This window comes from Microbulbifer sp. VAAF005, assembly GCF_030012985.1.
Classification (GTDB): Bacteria; Pseudomonadota; Gammaproteobacteria; order Pseudomonadales; family Cellvibrionaceae; genus Microbulbifer.
This window is the reverse complement of the sequence record NZ_CP120233.1, coordinates 4,024,194-4,040,490: the sequence shown is the minus strand read 5'-3', so window position 1 is coordinate 4,040,490 and position 16,297 is coordinate 4,024,194. Positions and strand designations below refer to the sequence as shown.

General features: G+C 55.2%; 16 protein-coding genes and 1 pseudogene. 6 read left to right on the top strand and 11 right to left on the bottom strand.

What is annotated here, in order from left to right; all coding sequences use genetic code 11:
* Positions 1-95: 95 nt before the first annotated feature.
* From carA to dapB, 5 genes and pseudogenes are all read right to left on the bottom strand, one after another.
* Entirely contained in the window at positions 96-1,244 is a 1,149-nt protein-coding gene (gene carA / locus P0078_RS18150) for a glutamine-hydrolyzing carbamoyl-phosphate synthase small subunit (protein ID WP_282931318.1), read from the bottom strand.
* A gap of 330 nt (positions 1,245-1,574) precedes the next feature.
* The gene (locus P0078_RS18145) at positions 1,575-2,264 is read right to left on the bottom strand and encodes a YfiR family protein (RefSeq protein ID WP_282931317.1); all 690 of its coding nucleotides are present in this window, start codon (positions 2,262-2,264) and stop codon (positions 1,575-1,577) included.
* Between the two features lie 53 nt (positions 2,265-2,317).
* Positions 2,318-3,226 carry a 30S ribosomal protein S6--L-glutamate ligase gene (gene rimK, locus P0078_RS18140; protein ID WP_282934640.1) on the bottom strand — a complete coding sequence of 303 codons (909 nt, stop codon included), beginning with the start codon at positions 3,224-3,226 and terminating at the stop codon, positions 2,318-2,320.
* 84 nt (positions 3,227-3,310) lie between these two features.
* Positions 3,311-3,700, bottom strand: a pseudogene (locus P0078_RS18135) (ATP-dependent zinc protease family protein); the annotation flags it as partial.
* 164 nt (positions 3,701-3,864) lie between these two features.
* Positions 3,865-4,680 (bottom strand): 4-hydroxy-tetrahydrodipicolinate reductase, encoded by an 816-nt coding sequence (gene dapB / locus P0078_RS18130; RefSeq protein ID WP_282931316.1) that lies wholly within the window; start codon positions 4,678-4,680, stop codon positions 3,865-3,867.
* Positions 4,681-4,912: 232 nt separating this feature from the next.
* Between dapB and P0078_RS18125 the strand changes: the two genes are divergently transcribed.
* Positions 4,913-5,362, top strand: a complete 450-nt coding sequence (locus P0078_RS18125; RefSeq protein WP_282931315.1) for a hypothetical protein — start codon at positions 4,913-4,915, stop codon at positions 5,360-5,362.
* Positions 5,363-5,487: 125 nt separating this feature from the next.
* Here P0078_RS18125 and dnaJ read toward each other — a convergent pair whose 3' ends face one another.
* The 3 genes from dnaJ to grpE form a co-directional block, all read right to left on the bottom strand.
* Positions 5,488-6,612 (bottom strand): molecular chaperone DnaJ, encoded by a 1,125-nt coding sequence (gene dnaJ, locus P0078_RS18120; protein WP_282931314.1) that lies wholly within the window; start codon positions 6,610-6,612, stop codon positions 5,488-5,490.
* Between the two features lie 228 nt (positions 6,613-6,840).
* On the bottom strand, positions 6,841-8,787 hold the full coding sequence (gene dnaK / locus P0078_RS18115) for a molecular chaperone DnaK (protein ID WP_282931313.1): 1,947 nt from the start codon (positions 8,785-8,787) through the stop codon (positions 6,841-6,843).
* A gap of 123 nt (positions 8,788-8,910) precedes the next feature.
* Positions 8,911-9,531, bottom strand: coding sequence for a nucleotide exchange factor GrpE (gene grpE / locus P0078_RS18110; RefSeq protein ID WP_282931312.1), 621 nt, complete (start codon positions 9,529-9,531; stop codon positions 8,911-8,913).
* A 228-nt stretch (positions 9,532-9,759) separates the two neighbouring features.
* Here grpE and recN point away from each other — a divergent pair, with 228 nt between their 5' ends.
* Together recN and P0078_RS18100 are read left to right on the top strand one after the other, a co-directional pair.
* Positions 9,760-11,427 carry a DNA repair protein RecN gene (gene recN / locus P0078_RS18105; protein ID WP_282931311.1) on the top strand — a complete coding sequence of 556 codons (1,668 nt, stop codon included), beginning with the start codon at positions 9,760-9,762 and terminating at the stop codon, positions 11,425-11,427.
* Between the two features lie 281 nt (positions 11,428-11,708).
* Entirely contained in the window at positions 11,709-12,308 is a 600-nt protein-coding gene (locus P0078_RS18100) for a 1-acyl-sn-glycerol-3-phosphate acyltransferase (RefSeq protein ID WP_282931310.1), read from the top strand.
* Between the two features lie 50 nt (positions 12,309-12,358).
* Here P0078_RS18100 and fur read toward each other — a convergent pair whose 3' ends face one another.
* Positions 12,359-12,769 (bottom strand): ferric iron uptake transcriptional regulator, encoded by a 411-nt coding sequence (gene fur / locus P0078_RS18095; RefSeq protein ID WP_282931309.1) that lies wholly within the window; start codon positions 12,767-12,769, stop codon positions 12,359-12,361.
* Between the two features lie 277 nt (positions 12,770-13,046).
* Here fur and P0078_RS18090 point away from each other — a divergent pair, with 277 nt between their 5' ends.
* Positions 13,047-13,391 (top strand): outer membrane protein assembly factor BamE, encoded by a 345-nt coding sequence (locus P0078_RS18090; RefSeq protein WP_282931308.1) that lies wholly within the window; start codon positions 13,047-13,049, stop codon positions 13,389-13,391.
* Here P0078_RS18090 and P0078_RS18085 read toward each other — a convergent pair.
* Positions 13,388-13,741 carry an RnfH family protein gene (locus tag P0078_RS18085; protein ID WP_282931307.1) on the bottom strand — a complete coding sequence of 118 codons (354 nt, stop codon included), beginning with the start codon at positions 13,739-13,741 and terminating at the stop codon, positions 13,388-13,390. The two genes, P0078_RS18090 and P0078_RS18085, sit on opposite strands and share 4 nt — an antisense overlap.
* On the bottom strand, positions 13,738-14,178 hold the full coding sequence (locus P0078_RS18080; protein WP_282931306.1) for a type II toxin-antitoxin system RatA family toxin: 441 nt from the start codon (positions 14,176-14,178) through the stop codon (positions 13,738-13,740). The genes P0078_RS18085 and P0078_RS18080 overlap by 4 nt, the downstream gene beginning before the upstream one ends.
* A 190-nt stretch (positions 14,179-14,368) precedes the next feature.
* Here P0078_RS18080 and P0078_RS18075 point away from each other — a divergent pair, with 190 nt between their 5' ends.
* Together P0078_RS18075 and smpB are read left to right on the top strand one after the other, a co-directional pair.
* Positions 14,369-15,787, top strand: coding sequence for a sodium-dependent transporter (locus P0078_RS18075; RefSeq protein ID WP_282931305.1), 1,419 nt, complete (start codon positions 14,369-14,371; stop codon positions 15,785-15,787).
* A 15-nt stretch (positions 15,788-15,802) separates the two neighbouring features.
* Positions 15,803-16,282 carry an SsrA-binding protein SmpB gene (gene smpB / locus P0078_RS18070; protein WP_282931304.1) on the top strand — a complete coding sequence of 160 codons (480 nt, stop codon included), beginning with the start codon at positions 15,803-15,805 and terminating at the stop codon, positions 16,280-16,282.
* The last annotated feature ends 15 nt before the right edge of the window (positions 16,283-16,297 follow it).

The window sequence follows — 16,297 nt, the reverse complement described above, 5'->3', positions numbered from 1 at the left end:
ACCGGCAAAGGCCGGCTGCGCTAAATTTCATTCGTTTCTTGTTAAAACCGCCGCAAAAGCGGCGGTTAAATGCCCTACCCTGGGCGGCTACGCCCTTAGGCGCGCTCTTTCATCAAATCGATAAAGTGGTCGAACAACGGCGCCACATCGTGTGGGCCCGGGCTCGCTTCCGGGTGTCCCTGGAAGCTAAAGGCCGGCTTGTCCTTCAGGTGAATACCCTGCAAGGTACCGTCGAACAGGGACTTGTGGGTAACTTCCACATTGTCCGGCAGGCTGTCGGCGTCCACTTCAAAACCGTGGTTCTGCGCGGTGATCATCACCTTGGTGCTGTTCAGGTCTTGTACCGGGTGGTTACCACCGTGGTGACCAAACTTCATCTTGGCAGTTTTACCGCCCACCGCCAGGCCCAACAACTGGTGGCCCAGGCAGATGCCGTAGGTGGGAATGCCCGCGTCCAGGATTTCGCGGATAGCGGTGATCGCGTATTCACAGGGCTCGGGGTCGCCGGGGCCATTGGACAGGAATACACCGTTGGGATTCATCGCCAGTACTTCGGAAGCCGGAGTCTCCGCCGGTACTACGGTGATGTCACAGCCGCGATCCACCAGCATACGCAGGATGTTGCGCTTCACACCGAAGTCGTAAGCCACTACTTTGAAAGGCTGTTCCGGCGCGGCCTTGTGGCCTTCGCCCAGTTCCCAGGTACCTTCGCTAAAGGGGTAGGCTTCCTTGGTGCTCACTACCTTGGCCAGGTCCATCCCTTTCAGACCGGCAAATTCCTTGGCTTTGGCCAGGGCTTCTTCGCGGTCAATATTGTCACCGGCAACGATGCAACCGCTCTGCGCACCCTTGTCGCGCAGCAGGCGGGTCAGGCGACGAGTGTCGATATCGGCGATACCAACGATATTGCGCTCGCGCAGGTAGTCCTCCAGGGACTGCTCGTTGCGGAAGCTGCTGGCCAGCAGCGGCAGGTCGCGGATTACCAGGCCGGCGGCCCAGATATCAGCGCACTCTTCGTCTTCCTGGTTGGTGCCAGTGTTGCCGATGTGCGGGTAGGTCAGAGTCACAATCTGGCGGGCGTAGGAGGGATCGGTGAGAATCTCCTGGTAGCCGGTCATGGATGTGTTGAACACGACCTCGCCAACAGAACTGCCATGGGCACCGATTGCGCGTCCTTCAAAGACACTACCATCTGCGAGCACCAGCAGCGCGGGAGTTGTACTCTGCATAAAGTTGTGGGGCATGAAAGCCTCCGACGTAGGGACAGCTTTAGTCAAATTGAACTCCAATCTTCAGAACTGCTTCCGGGCGGGGTTTGCGGGCTTCGGAGCACGCGGGCTCCTGACTGGTGCGCGCATAAAAAAGCGAGATGAAACATCGCAGCTTCATCTCGCTTTAAAAATCTGTTCACGCGTGATTCTCACAAAGTGGCCGACGGTTGCCGCCAGCTTTTTAGTAGGCTCACGCTGCGCGATTCAGCTTCGCGGCACCGGCCCAAATCGGGCGCAGATTCTACGCGAATTCACCTCTGGACGCTAGTGCAAAAATACGCCAGGCTACTTTCCCTGAAAATCTCACTCCGGCTTGCGTCCCAACCGGAAAAGACTGCTGCCCATTTTCAGCTCCGCCTTCTCCAGCATGGTCTTATTCATACGCAGGGCCACCTCCCGGCCGCTGTCGGCAAACTCGATCATACCGCCAGTGGTGGCAAAGCGCTCAGCATCGCTCACCGTCAGAACCGGGAAAAACTCCAGTGCCACCAGCGCCTTGAGCAGTGTGGGACGATCCAGGGTACTCAGCACCACAATCTGGCACTTGCGCGCCCGCAGCATCTCCTTGACCTCGATCTTCTCAAGCTCCACATTCCGCCCATCAATACGCTGATTCTTGAACCGGGCCGCCAATGGCTCACCGAGAGAATCCCCACCCATCAGGCACACCTTGAACGGGGCACTGCTGTTGGCAAAGGCATTGACCGGCCACTGCAGGTGGTAGGCGAAGTGCACTATGTAATCCACCATTACCCGCCGCCCCAAAGGCGTATCGGAGAGCTGCACCGCAGCCTGGGCACCCACACCGGTGAAAAGTACGGTCAGGAAAAGTATCAGGGGGGAATAGTGCGAAGTGAACCTGGGCTGGATATCGTCATAGAAGCTCAAACCCTGCAGTTTGCACCTCCCGAAAGGAAGTTGCGGTGGGCTGTTACCCGCAGTGGCCAAAGCTCGCTGCGGCTCTATTTGCGCGCCAGCGAAAAGCCCGGCCACCTATTCAGGTTAGCCCAACGCAAAGGCCCCCGCCGTGGCCGAAGTTACAATAACTAGTCGCCCTCGCCCGCCACAATCGGGCGCCATTTCAGCGCCTTCTCGATAGACATGATCATGGCTCCAGCCACATCCTTACGCGTAGCGCTCTCGATGCCTTCAAGACCCGGTGACGAATTCACCTCCAATAACAGCGGCCCCTTGCGAGAGCGAATAATATCCACACCCGCCACCTTGAGCCCCAACACCTTGGCAGCCTTGACCGCCAGGCGCTTTTCCTCAGCGGTGACCTTTACCACTGAAGCCGTACCGCCCTGGTGAATATTGGCGCGAAACTCCCCTGGCGCCGCCTCGCGCTGGATTGAGGCCACCACACGACCATCGATAACAAACAGGCGCAGATCCTTGCCTTGCGCCTCGCGAATAAACTCCTGTACCAGAAGGTTGGCCTTGAGGGACTTAAACGCATTAATCACTGACTCCCCAGCCTTGCGGGTTTCTGCCAAAACCACACCGCGCCCCTGGGTTCCCTCCAGCAACTTCACCACCAATGGCGCACCGCCCACCATTTCAATCAGCTCGTTGGTATCCACCGGAGAATTGGCAAACCCGGAGGTGGGGATATTTAGGCCATTTTGTTGCAGCAACTGTAGGGAAAATAACTTATCCCGCGACTGGCTGATAGCGGCAGAGCCATTCAGGGCAAAAATATCCAGGCTCTCGAAGTGCCGCGTCAGGGCACAACCGTAAAAAGTCTGGCTGGGGCGAATACGGGGAATCACTGCATCCAGGCCATTCAGTATTCGGCCATCACGGTAGTGTACTTCCGGCTCGTCCGGATCGAGCTTCATATAGCACTGGCGGATATCGAGAAAACTCATGCGATGCCCGCGCTCAGCTCCCGCCTCCATAATGCGTCGGTTGCTATAGAGGTCCGGGTTCGATGCCAACACCCCAATACGCAAGCCGGTACCGGCAATATGGTGCTCATCCCGGTAGTACTCATCCAACTGGCTCTGGGGGATATCACCGAGGCAAAAGCTTTCCGAAGGGTCCACCAGCATACGCCCCATCATGGCTTCGCGCCCCAACAGCATGCGATAACCCATGCTGTCCCGGTTGGTGAGGGTCAGTTCGATATCCCAGACACTGCCACCAATGGAAATGGAGGTGCGGATTACCGGGCGCTTTTCACTTTCACCGGAAGAGCTGCGCACTAGCCGCTTATCCAGAAGTCGGGCTTCACAGCGGACCGATGGGCGGCGCTGGTGTTGTAATGGATGCGCTTCAAAACTCACCCAGGGTTCGCCATCGCGCTTAAAGGTATGGATGTTATAGGCATGCAAACACGAGGTTTTAGCTCCTGAATCCACACGCGCCTTAATCGCCGGGATACCTAGCGCGGGAAATCCGCACCACTCCTCGCTGCCGACAATCAACTTTCTTTCCAAGCAAGAATCCTCAAAGGAAGGTTACAGGGTGACCGCTCGAACGAATGTCGCCGGTCTTTTAGTTTTACCCGCAAAAATGGCGGGCAAATGAAAACCTGGAATTTATTTCGCAGCGCCCCTGCAGGCGCTGAATATATTTACTCTTTGTAAGGTTAGTTAAGGCCGAGCACATCGCGCATATCGTAGTGCCCCGGCGCCCGCGCACTCCCTTCCTCTCCCATCATCCACAGTGCCGCGCGCACGGCACCGCGAGCAAAAGAGAGCCTGCTGCTGGCGCGGTGGCTAATTTCAACCCGCTCACCTTCTGCCAGGAACATCACCGAGTGTTCACCCACTACGTCACCACCGCGCACTGTGGCAAAACCGATAGTATCCCTATCGCGGGCACCGGTTTGACCTTCGCGGCCGTAAACTGCCACTTTATCCAGGTCGCGCCCCAGAGTTTCGGCAATCACTTCTCCCATACTCAGTGCCGTGCCGGAAGGTGCATCCACTTTGTGGCGATGATGGGCTTCGACAATCTCGATATCGGCCTCTTCCGCCATTACCCGCGCAGCAGTTTCCAACAATTTAAAGCACAGGTTTACCCCGGTGGAAAAATTACTGGCGAGGCACAGCGGCACCTGATCCGTATAAGCCAATACTTTATTTTTTTGCTCGCTATCAAAGCCCGTGGTGCCGATTACAATGGGGAGGTTTTTCTCCGCACAATAGGCAGTATTTTCCACAGTCGCTTTAGGGGCAGTGAAATCAATAAGTACGTCAAAGCCTGCCTTATCGAGGCTGTCCACAATAGCGAGGCCGCTGCGGCCCAGACCGGCAACTTCACCGGCATCGGCGCCGACCAAGCTGGAGCCAGGCCGCACTATAGCCGCTGACAGTTCGGCTTTATCAGACAGGGACAAAGCCTCCGCCAACGCTCGCCCCATTCGACCACCAAATCCCGTCACCGCCACTTTTACCGCCATCACAGCACTCCAGTCCAAATCTATAAGGTTCTGGATTCTACAACGCACCCGGTAGAGCGCATAGATACCAGTAAGCCAGTATTAGCGAGTCTAAAAATCGCTAGTCACTCCGCAAAAGTAAAACAAAAAGAAATATCCACATATTTTTAAATTGCCAAGAGGATACTTGCGCAAAACGCGATATCAGCGGCCACTGCTACGCTTTACTGTGAGGGGTAAATGGAGCGCCAATATGCGACTGATGATCCTGTCCAACCATCTACCGCACATCATGGTGGTAGTGATCTCTCTGAGCCTGGCTTTTGGCAGCACGCCGGCATCTGCCCAGCAGCAAAATGCCAATCCAGACTTTTGGGAGAAGTATGATGATATTACCGATTGGGTGACGCTGCGTTTGCAGCTCACCCCGGGACAGGAAAAAACCGTATTACCCATTATGCAAAAAAGCTTCGCAGAGAAAAAAGCAGTGCTGGAAAAATACGGATTACTCAGTGGTGAAAAGGTCGCTCTAACCCCCAAGCAACGCGGCGAAATTGGCGCTCAATTCGCAGCTATCAGTCTGGAAACACACAAAGAATTGGAAGGTATTTTAAATAAGGAGCAACTGCGCAAAGCGCAAAAAATCCAACAGGAATTCCTGAGTGAATTCGCGGCCCGTTTGAGAACAAAAACTTCCCAATAGAAGGTATTCAATTGGGGGGATAAAACTCACCCGGAAATAAAAAAGGCTCGAAAGCTAATGCTCTCGAGCCTTTTTGAATAGGCAACCCGCAAAACAATTTAAGGTTTTGCCGGTGCTAACAGCGATTAAAGCTTCATATCACCAAAGAAGTTTTTCACCCCTTCAAACCAACCGGTCTGACGCGGTGAATTTTTCTTTTCGCTAAGGGTATTAGAGAACTCTTGCAGCAAGTCTTTTTGCTTGCCGGACAAGTTCACTGGAGTTTCTACCACAACGCGACACAGCAGGTCGCCAGTTGCACCACCGCGAACCGGGGAAACACCCTTGCCGCGCAGGCGGAACAGCTTGCCGGTCTGGCTTTCCGCAGGAATCTTCAGCTTCACTTTACCGTCGAGAGTCGGCACTTCCAGCTCACCACCGAGGGCAGCGGAAACGAAACTAATCGGCACTTCGCAGTAGAGGTTCTTGCCATCGCGCTGGAACAGATCGTGCTCTTTTACCACTACCTGTACATAGAGGTCACCAGCGGGGCCGCCATCGGGCCCCGCTTCACCTTCACCAGACAGGCGAATGCGATCGCCGGTATCCACACCGGGCGGTACCTTAACGGACAGGGTTTTGGTTTCCTCTACACGACCGCGACCGTGACAGCTGCCACAGGGATCCGAAATAGTGGTCCCGCGACCGCGACAGTTGGGGCAGGTTTGCTGAACAGAGAAGAAACCCTGCTGCATACGCACCTGGCCAGCACCACCACAGGTGCCACAGGTTTGCGGAGAGGAACCGGGCTTGGCACCGGAACCGCTACAGGTACCACAGGCTGCCAGAGTCGGAACGCGAATCTTGACCGTGGTGCCGCGCACTGCGTCTTCCAGGTCCAATTCCAGGTCATAGCGCAGATCGGAACCGCGAGCAGGGCCGCCGCGACGGCCACCGCCGCCACCACCGAAGATATCGCCGAACACATCGCCGAAAATATCGGAGAAGCCACCGAATCCACCGGCGCCGCCACCGCCCATCTGGCCTTCCACACCGGCGTGGCCAAACTGGTCATAAGCTGCGCGTTTCTCGGAATCCGACAAAACCTCGTAGGCCTCATTGGCCTCCTTGAATTTGTTCTCCGATTCCTTGTCATCGGGATTGCGGTCCGGGTGAAACTTCATTGCCACCCGGCGGTAGGCTTTTTTCAGCTCTGCATCCGAAGCGCCGCGCTCGACGCCGAGGACTTCGTAATAATCGCGTTTCGACATAAAACTATGTTCTCTGGTCCGGCATCAAGAACGGCCAAACTCTCTTTCTACTTCTCGGTTTCTAACTAAGCTCCGCGAACGGAGCACCACCAAAACTGCGAAAACTCGGCAAATATTGGCGGATACCTGAAACAACACAGGGCGCGGGCCTCTGAAAGTAAGGCGCCGCGCCCCTGAAGTTCTCCGGCGGCCACTTTAAAAGCTGCCACCGGAATTGCAAGCGAACGCTTACTTACCTTCTTTTTTGTCGTCCTTAACTTCTTCGAACTCTGCGTCTACTGCGTCGTCGCCAGCGGAGGACTGCTGCTCACCCTGGGCACCAGCGCCAGCGGCACCTTCAGCACCAGCGGCTTGAGCCTGCTCGGCGTACATCTTCTGGGCAACCGGACCGGAAGCTTCAGTCAGCTTGGTAGTTGCAGCTTCCATAGCGGCCTTGTCATTGCCTTTAACCGCTTCTTCCGCTTCGGTAACAGCCGCTTCAATAGCTGCTTTCTCTTCAGCGGTAGCTTTGTCCCCAGCTTCTTCCAGAGTCTTCTTGGTCGCAGAAATCAGGCCGTCGAGCGTGTTGCGAGTCTGCACCAGCTCTTCGAACTGCTTGTCCGCTTCAGCATTGGCTTCAGCGTCCTGAACCATCTTATCGATCTCGTCCTCGGACAGGCCGGAGGAAGCCTGGATCACGATGGACTGCTCTTTACCAGTGGCCTTGTCCTTCGCGTGTACGTGCAGGATACCGTTGGCATCGATGTCGAAGGTTACTTCGATCTGCGGCATGCCGCGCGGTGCCGGTGGGATATCGGCCAGGTCGAAACGACCCAGGGATTTGTTCTGTGCAGCCTGTTTGCGCTCACCCTGAACCACGTGAATGGTTACCGCAGTCTGGTTGTCATCCGCAGTGGAGAAAACCTGGGACTTCTTGGTGGGGATAGTGGTGTTCTTGTCGATCAGCGGAGTCGCAACACCACCCATGGTTTCGATACCCAGGGTCAGCGGGGTTACGTCCAGCAGGAGTACATCTTTAACGTCACCGGACAGTACGGCGCCCTGGATCGCAGCACCCATGGCAACGGCTTCGTCGGGGTTAACGTCCTTGCGCGGCTCTTTGCCGAAGAACTCGGTTACTTTCTGCTGAACCATTGGCATACGGGTCTGACCGCCTACCAGGATCACTTCGTCTACACCGGAAGCGGACAGGTCGGCATCTTGCAGAGCGATTTTTACCGGCTCCAGGGAGCGGGTAACCAGCTCTTCTACCAGGCTTTCCAGCTTGGCGCGGGTCAGTTTAACCACCAAGTGCTTGGGACCAGTGGCGTCTGCAGTGATGTACGGCAGGTTGACTTCGGTCTGCTGGCTGGAGGACAGCTCGATCTTGGCTTTTTCCGCAGCTTCTTTCAGGCGCTGCATTGCCAGGGGGTCACCTTTCAGGTCGATGCCCTGGTCTTTCTTGAACTCGTCTGCGAGGTATTCGATCAGGCGCAGGTCGAAGTCTTCACCACCGAGGAAAGTGTCACCGTTGGTGGACAGTACTTCGAACTGCTTCTCGCCGTCTACGTCGGCAATTTCGATGATGGAGATATCGAAGGTACCACCACCCAGGTCGTATACCGCTACAGTGCGGTCACCGCCCTGCTTGTCCAGGCCGTATGCCAGAGCAGCGGCAGTCGGCTCGTTAATAATACGCTTAACGTCCAGACCCGCGATGCGGCCGGCGTCTTTAGTGGCCTGACGCTGGGAGTCGTTGAAGTAAGCCGGTACGGTAATTACTGCAGCTTCAACTTTCTCGCCGAGGAAGTCTTCTGCAGTCTTTTTCATTTTCTTCAGGACTTCGGCAGAGATCTGCGGCGGAGCTTTTTTATCGCCTTTCACTTCTACCCAAGCGTCGCCGTTGTCAGCTTCAGTGATGGTGTAAGGAACCATCTTGATATCTTTCTGGACAACGTCGTCTTTGAATTTACGGCCGATCAAACGCTTAACCGCAAACAGAGTATTTTGGGGATTGGTCACCGCCTGACGCTTGGCAGACTGACCTACCAGAATTTCGTTGTCGTCAGTGAAGGCAACAATAGAAGGTGTAGTGCGATCGCCTTCGGCGTTTTCGATTACACGCGCTTTGTCACCATCCAGTACCGCTACACAGCTGTTAGTGGTACCCAGGTCGATGCCGATAATTTTTCCCATCTGTAAAATCCTCTTTTGATGCGCGCTGCCAGCTATGTTCTGTTTACACCGCGCGAATAATTCTTGATGTCAGCTATATTGGTGCCGGCCGCTAAATTTCAAGGCCGCTTTACACTTCTGCCGTTACGGCGCTTTGCTGACCACCACCATGGCCGGGCGAACCAAGCGGCCATTGAGGCGATAACCTTTTTGAAACACGTCCAGAACCGTGTTCGGCTCCACCTCGCCGTTGGGCACCTGGGTCATAGCCTGGTGCAGCTCTGGGTCGAAGGGTTCACCGGCCGGATCGACAACTTCCACAGCATTTTTCGTCAGGGTTTCAACGAAAGATTTGTGGGTCAGCTCGATACCTTCTACCAAGGCCTTGTTGGCTTCGTCGGCCGTATCGATCGTCGCCAGTGCACGCTCGAGGTTGTCCACTACAGGCAGCAAGTCCTGTAGCAACTTCTCTACCGCAAATTTGCGCGCTCGCTCGATATCCTGTTGCGCGCGGCGACGGGCGTTCTGCTCTTCCGCCTGGGCGCGCAGGGCCATATCCTTGTGCGCTGCCAGCTGCTCCTGCAACTTGATAATTTCCTCGTGCAGGGCATCGGCACCTTCGGCCTCTTCCCGCAGGGCTTCCTCGGCAAGTTCGCTTTCTATAGAGGAAGGGTCTTCAATCTCTGCTGAAACGCCCTCATCTGTAGCTGGTGCGTGCTCCGCCCCCTCTTTAATCTGATCTTCTTCGCTGCGCTCTCTGGCCACTGCTTTCTCCGTCGCGTCGACTCTGTCAGTAATGTGAGTTGAGCCCGTCTCGCGGGCACTGGAGCCTATATGGGGACATCCCCGCACAGTTCAAGTGGTTTTTCGCGCTAGCGCACATCCTCAGAGTAATGTGGCCCCACCCCTATAGCTAAGCGGGAGCGAATACTGTATAAATAACCACTAATTGGGCCGGGCGCCCGCCGATTAGCAAGGACACAAGCGATCTCTATGCTGCTGCATCTGTCTATCAGCCAATTCACCCTGGTGGACCAACTGGAGTTGGAGTTTGGTCCCGGTACCAGCACCCTGACCGGTGAGACCGGCGCGGGTAAGTCAATCACCCTGGATGCCCTCGGCCTGGCGCTGGGCGGTCGCGGCAGCGCTGAGCTTGTGCGCACCGGCGCCAATCGCGCCGATATCAGCGCCACATTTGATATCGCCGAGCACCCCAGCGCCGCCAGTTGGCTCGAGTCCCAGGAGCTGGACGCCGGGCAGGAAGTCATTCTGCGCCGCACCATCGGCGCCGACGGCCGCTCCCGCGCCTATATCAACGGCCAACCGGTCACCCTTCTGCAGCTACGCGCTCTGGGCGAGCAGCTAATCGATATCCACAGCCAGCACGAACACCAATCCCTGCTGAAGAGAGAAACGCACCTGCGCCTGCTGGATGAATACGCCCAGGCCCAGGAACTCGCCGCAGAGACCCGCAGCCGCTTCAAAACCTGGCGGGATCACTATCGCCGCTATCGCACCCTAGCCGACAGCGCTGAGGAAGCCGAAGCCCGCCGCCACTTGCTGGAATACCAGCTTAAAGAGCTGGACCAGCTGGGCTTGAGCGAAGGGGAAATAGAGTCCCTCGAGAGCGAGCAGCAACAGCTGGCCAATGCCGGGGAAATCCTCAGCGGCAGCTACCAGCTGGCCGCTTTTCTGTCCGGCGGTGAGGGCGATATCGCCGAACAGCTACACCGCGCCCTGCAACTGCTGTCCTCCATGCCCGGGCAGGCTCCGGCGTTAGTGGAAGTGGCGCAGATGCTCGACAGCGCGCGCATCCAGGTGGATGAAGCCGCAGCCACCCTCTCCCGACATATCGACCGCTTCGAGATGGACCCGGAGCGACTCTCCGAGGTTGAAGACAGGCTCAGCGCCATCTACCAGGCGGCGCGCAAACACCGAGTCCAACCGCAGGAGCTGCCGGCACTACAGCAACAGTTACAGGCAGAGCTGGACGATATCGGCAGCCCAGATGCCCTGGAGCGCCTAGCCGCAGATTGTGAAGAACTGGAAAGGCAGTACAGAAAAGTTGCCGGCAAGCTCAGCAAACTGCGCAGCAAAGCAGCAACTTCACTGGCAGAAGCCGTGAACGACCAGCTGGCCGATTTGGCCATGCCTCACGCTCGAGTAGAGCTATCACTTCAAAAGCTGGATACGCCTAATAGCCAGGGACTCGAGGAAGCGGAAATTTTAATATCCACCAACCCGGGCCAACCGCCTCGCCCCCTAGGCAAGATTGCCTCCGGCGGTGAGCTCTCCCGGGTCAGCCTGGCAATCCAGGTGGTAACTGCGCAAACCTCCCGCACCCCCACCCTGGTATTCGACGAGGTGGATGTGGGTATTGGCGGTGCCACCGGTGATGTGGTGGGCCGCCTGCTGCGCCAACTGGGGGAAACCCGCAATGGCTGCAGCGGCCAGGTGATCTGTGTGACTCACCTGGCCCAGGTAGCGGCGCGAGCTCACCGACAATACCTGGTGGAGAAGCACAGCGATGGGGAAAGTGTTTTTGTGGCCCTGCGCGAACTCACCAACGGCGAGCGCCGCGAAGAAGTGGCGCGCATGCTCGGCGGCGCTCCCACCGCCCAATCCCTGGCCCATGCCGAGGAAATGCTGGGGAGAATTTAACTCTCCAAATTCCTCTCTCGGGCTGGCTATAGAGTCAGCCTCGCTCCCTCCATACGGTACCAGCACCAAGCGTCACCAAAGGTCAAAAATGGTGCATTTTGGTAAGCAATCTTATACCGTAGATCAATAATTGACCGCCACACAATCCGGTAAACCACCCCTTTCGTCGGATATATGTGCCGATTTAGGACAAACGAACAAATATGACTGGGAGTGGCAGGTAAAGTCACCATATACTTGGCGGCTTATTTTTCGATGTATGAGTAGTCCCGGCCGAGGTTATGCAGAGAACGATTTTCAACACCCCCATTGTCACCCCAATCCTCCGCTTGGTTGCACGGGTGCTACTGAAGTTGCACGGCTGGCGTGTCAAAGCTGACGAGCAGTCTCTCAAACTAAAGCAGTATGTTTTGATCGGCGCCCCCCATACCACTAACTGGGATGGCTATTACTTTATCCTCGCCGCACTCAAACTGAAGATGACCCCGCAGTGGATGGGCAAAGACAAGCTATTTACTTTCCCCCTGGGTGGCCCCATGCGCTGGTTCGGCGGTATCGCCGTAGACCGCAGCAAAGCCAACAACCTGGTGGATGCCACCGCCAGGCAATTCAAACTGCGCAAAGAACTGGTTATCGCTATCCCCCCCGAGGGCACTCGCGGTTTGGCGGAACGCTGGAAGACCGGCTTTTACCATATCGCCCGCAACGCCAGGGTCCCGGTGGTACTGGGCTATATCAGCTTCCCCAAAAAAGAAGTGGGCATCGGCCCGATAGCTCAATTCGGTGAAAACCTGGAAGCCGAGCTGTTGAAGCTCAAGGAATTTTACGCGGATAAAATTGGCAAGTTCCCAGAGCTTTACACTCCACCCTGCCAGTCGTAACACTCAGGATAAGCATTTGAAGGGTGCGGTGAATACCGCACCCGGAAGAATTACTTCTCTTTTTCTGTCACATACAGAACCAGGCTGTGGCCAGTCAGCTCATAGCCGTGCTCTTCAGCGATCTGGCGTTGTAGCTCCTCAATCTCTTCATTGTGGAACTCGATAACCTTACCGGTATCGGTGCACACCATGTGATCGTGGTGATCACCACGGTCCAACTCAAATACAGAGTGGCCACCATCGAAATTGTGGCGCACAACCAGGCCCGCGCTCTCAAACTGGGTTAACACCCGGTACACAGTAGCTAGGCCAACATCCTCTCCCGCTTCCAGCAATAGCTTATAGACATCCTCAGCACTCAAATGCTGCTCACTGGTGCTTTCGAGCAATTGCAGAATTTTTACCCGCGGCAGAGTGACCTTGAGGCCAGCCTTGCGCAATTCCTGGTTTTCATTCGACATGTATCAATATTTCCCGGCAGGATTTTAAAAGTTATCCGAAGTTGCCCAAACCCACAGCGGCCATTTATAAAGGATTCCGACCCTGGAGTCCCGTCTGTCAGCGAGCCAACTCTTCAGGTATTATCCCATGCCCTACGGAGTCAGAGAAACCCCGTACTGCTCACTTAGGGCAGAACTGGTGGGTGGAGGAACTTTTTTCTCCACTTGGGACTAAACTGACTGTTTGTAAGAAATCAGCGTGAGCGCTGCCGTTTGAAACCGAATAATGGAGCAATGAATGCCGCCTAGTCTGAGATTTCTCACCATCGCCTTCTTCTGCAGCTTGCTGGGAGCCTGCACACTCGTAAAATTCCCCGGCGTACACCGTATTGAAGTGCAGCAGGGCAATATCATTACCCAGGAGATGGTGGATCAGCTGAAGCCAGGGATGACTCGACGCCAGGTACAGTTTGTCTTGGGCACTCCGCTGCTGGAAGATACCTACAATCCCAACCGCTGGGATTACGTCAATCGCCTTCGCGACAAGAAAGGCAATATCACCCAAAAGACCTTTAGCGTTTACTTTGACGAAGACTCCCTGGTAGCCACCAGCGGCGACTGGCAGCCCACAGGCTGGCCCTAAGAGGACGCCCCCGCGGCGCCTTTCTTCTTCTCAGCCATACGCTTGGCTTTCTCGGCGCGCTGCTTGCGCGCCTCTTTGGGATCGGCGATCAAAGGGCGATACACCTCAACCCGGTCCCCGGGTTGCAGGACATAACTTTCTGCCGGCGGCAGCCCCTTACTCCCCAGCACCTGGGCAAAAATGCCCATCTTTGCAGTATCCGGATCAACTTCAGGATACTCCTTGGGAATTCCCGAGCGAATTAGCGCCTCCCGCGCAGTGGTGCCCTCAGACACCAACAAACGCATCAATCGCTGTTCATGGGGCAGTGCGTACACCACCTCCACCGAGATTGTTTTATCTTCTGTCATTGGGGTTTCCCATAAACTTCTTCAGCGCGCTCACACATAATCGCAACCATCTGGTTAGCCAGGTCACTGAAAATTTTTCCCGCAGCCGCCGCGATCAATCGATTTTTCATCGAAAACGAAAGGGTGAAACTCACCTTACAGGCATTTTCAGCCAGTGGAGTAAATTCCCACAGCCCTTCAAACTGCTCGAAGGGGCCATCCACCAGCTTGAGTGTCATCGACTTGGGACGCACTAGCTGATTTCGGGTCACAAAGCTCTGCTTTATACCCGCACGCGACAAATCCAGCCGCGCCTCTAAAGTAGAGTTATCGCTGTGGATAATCTCCGCAGCGCGACAGCCGGGTAAAAATTGCGGGTAACTGGCCACATCGTTGACCAGGTCAAACATTTGTTCCGCGCTGTACATCACCAGCGCACTGCGTTCTATTTCAGTCATTCCTACTGTCTAATCCAGTCCATCAGGCAAAATTACCTGGGATTGCCGTTGAACGGCTAATTTTGCCAGTCGACGCTACTCAAGCAAGACAATTCCTGTAACAATCGCATTTTTTACTGGTGGGGAGCAATTTGCCCCAGCCGATGTATCAAAAACTACAAGCATTCAAAAAATAATAGCGAGAGTACTTATGACCGCAGTGAGAGAGCATTTTGGGTCAAGGCTGGGCTTTATCCTGGCCGCCGCAGGTTCCGCCGTCGGTATTGGCAACCTGGTCGCATTCCCTGTAGCAGCCACCAAAAGCGGGGGCGGCGCCTTCTTACTGGTCTACGCTCTCTTCGTATTCCTGATCTGCCTGCCGGTGATGATGGCTGAACTCGCTATGGGTCGCCGCTCAGACAAAGACCCTGTCGGGGCCTATCGCGAGATATCCAAGGGCTCCACGCTATGGAGTATTCCCGGTTGGCTGGCCCTGATCACCCCATTTATGATCGCGGTTTTTTATTTGGTAGTCACCGTTTGGGTAATGGGGTACCTGGTAGAAATCTTCTCCGGCAACCTGGATAAGCTCGCCACCCCGGATTTCTTTATCCACTTTATCAATACTCCCACGGTATTTATTTACCTGGTCATCCTGATGCTGATCATTAATGCCATTCTCGCTATGGGTGTTAAAGACGGTATTGAGCGGGCCGCAAAAACCCTGATGCCCATGCTGTTTGTGATGTTACTGGGACTGGTCTTCTTTGTATTGACCCTGGATAACGCCGCCCTCGGTTTGCAGTACTACCTGGTACCCGACTTCAGCAAAATTGATGGCAACGTAATCAGTAAAGCCATGGCCCAGGCCTTCTTCTCCCTGTCTCTGGGAATGGGCATCATGATTACCTACGGCTCCTATATGAAGAAGAAGGACTCCATCCCCGGTTCCTCCCGCGCCGTAGCGATTACTGACACATTGGTAGCCTTTACTGCTGGCCTGCTGATTTTGCCGAGTATTTTCCACTTTAACCCGCAGATTGATCCGGCAGAATTGAGCGACTCCTCCGCCGGTATGATCTTCCTGTTCCTGCCAAAGATTTTCCTCGCTTTGCAAGACGGAATCGGTTACATAGGCGCCAGCGCCGTAGCGGCCATCTTCTTCTTCCTGGTACTGGTTGCCGCCATCACCTCACTGGTTTCCATTATCGAAGTGCCTATCGCCACCCTGCGCGACGAGCGCAACATGGAGCGTAAGAAGGCCATTTACATCGTCGCGGCAGTTCAATTTGTACTCGCCATCGCTTGCGCCGTATCATTCGGTATGGCCACTTGGTTTACAGAGTTTGTACAACTGGCCGGCGCAAACAAGTCGTTCTTCGATTTGGTGGAGATCATCTTCTACGACACCATCCTGCCTTTAAACGGCCTGCTGGTATGTCTGTTCGTGATCTACAAATGGAAGAAATCCAATTTTGATAAAGAGCTGCAAGAAGGTGACAGCAACTTTGCAGGCTCGTTTTCGCAAAAATACGTTAACTTCTCCCTGGGCACTTTTATCCCATTGATACTGCTGCTTATCTTTATCAATACCGTGGCCCTGAAGTTTTTTGGACACAGTTTTATATAGTCACTCGTAGTTTTCATGGCCAAGAAAAAGAAAGCACAAACATCCAATACCATCGCCCTCAACAAGAAGGCCCGCCACGACTATTTCATTGAAGAAAAGTTTGAGGCGGGCGTTGAGATGAAAGGCTGGGAAGTCAAAAGCTGTCGGGAGGGCAAAGCCCAGCTGACCGACAGCTATGTCATTTTCAAAAACGGGGAAGCCTGGCTGCTGGGTGCCAACATCCAGCCGCTACCCAGTGCCTCCACCCACTTTGTTACCGAGCCTGACCGCACCCGTCGCCTGCTGCTCACCAAGCGCGAACTTTCCAAGCTGATTGCCGCTGTTGAGCAGAAGGGTCACACCGTGGTTGCCACCGCCATGTACTGGAAAGGGCATCTGGTGAAGTGCGAAGTCTGCCTTGCTAAAGGTAAGGCGAGCCATGACAAGCGCGAGACTGAGAAGAAGCGCGATTGGAACCGCGAAAAGCAGCGCCTAATGCGCTCGGCGCACAAATAGTGCACAGTGAACTAT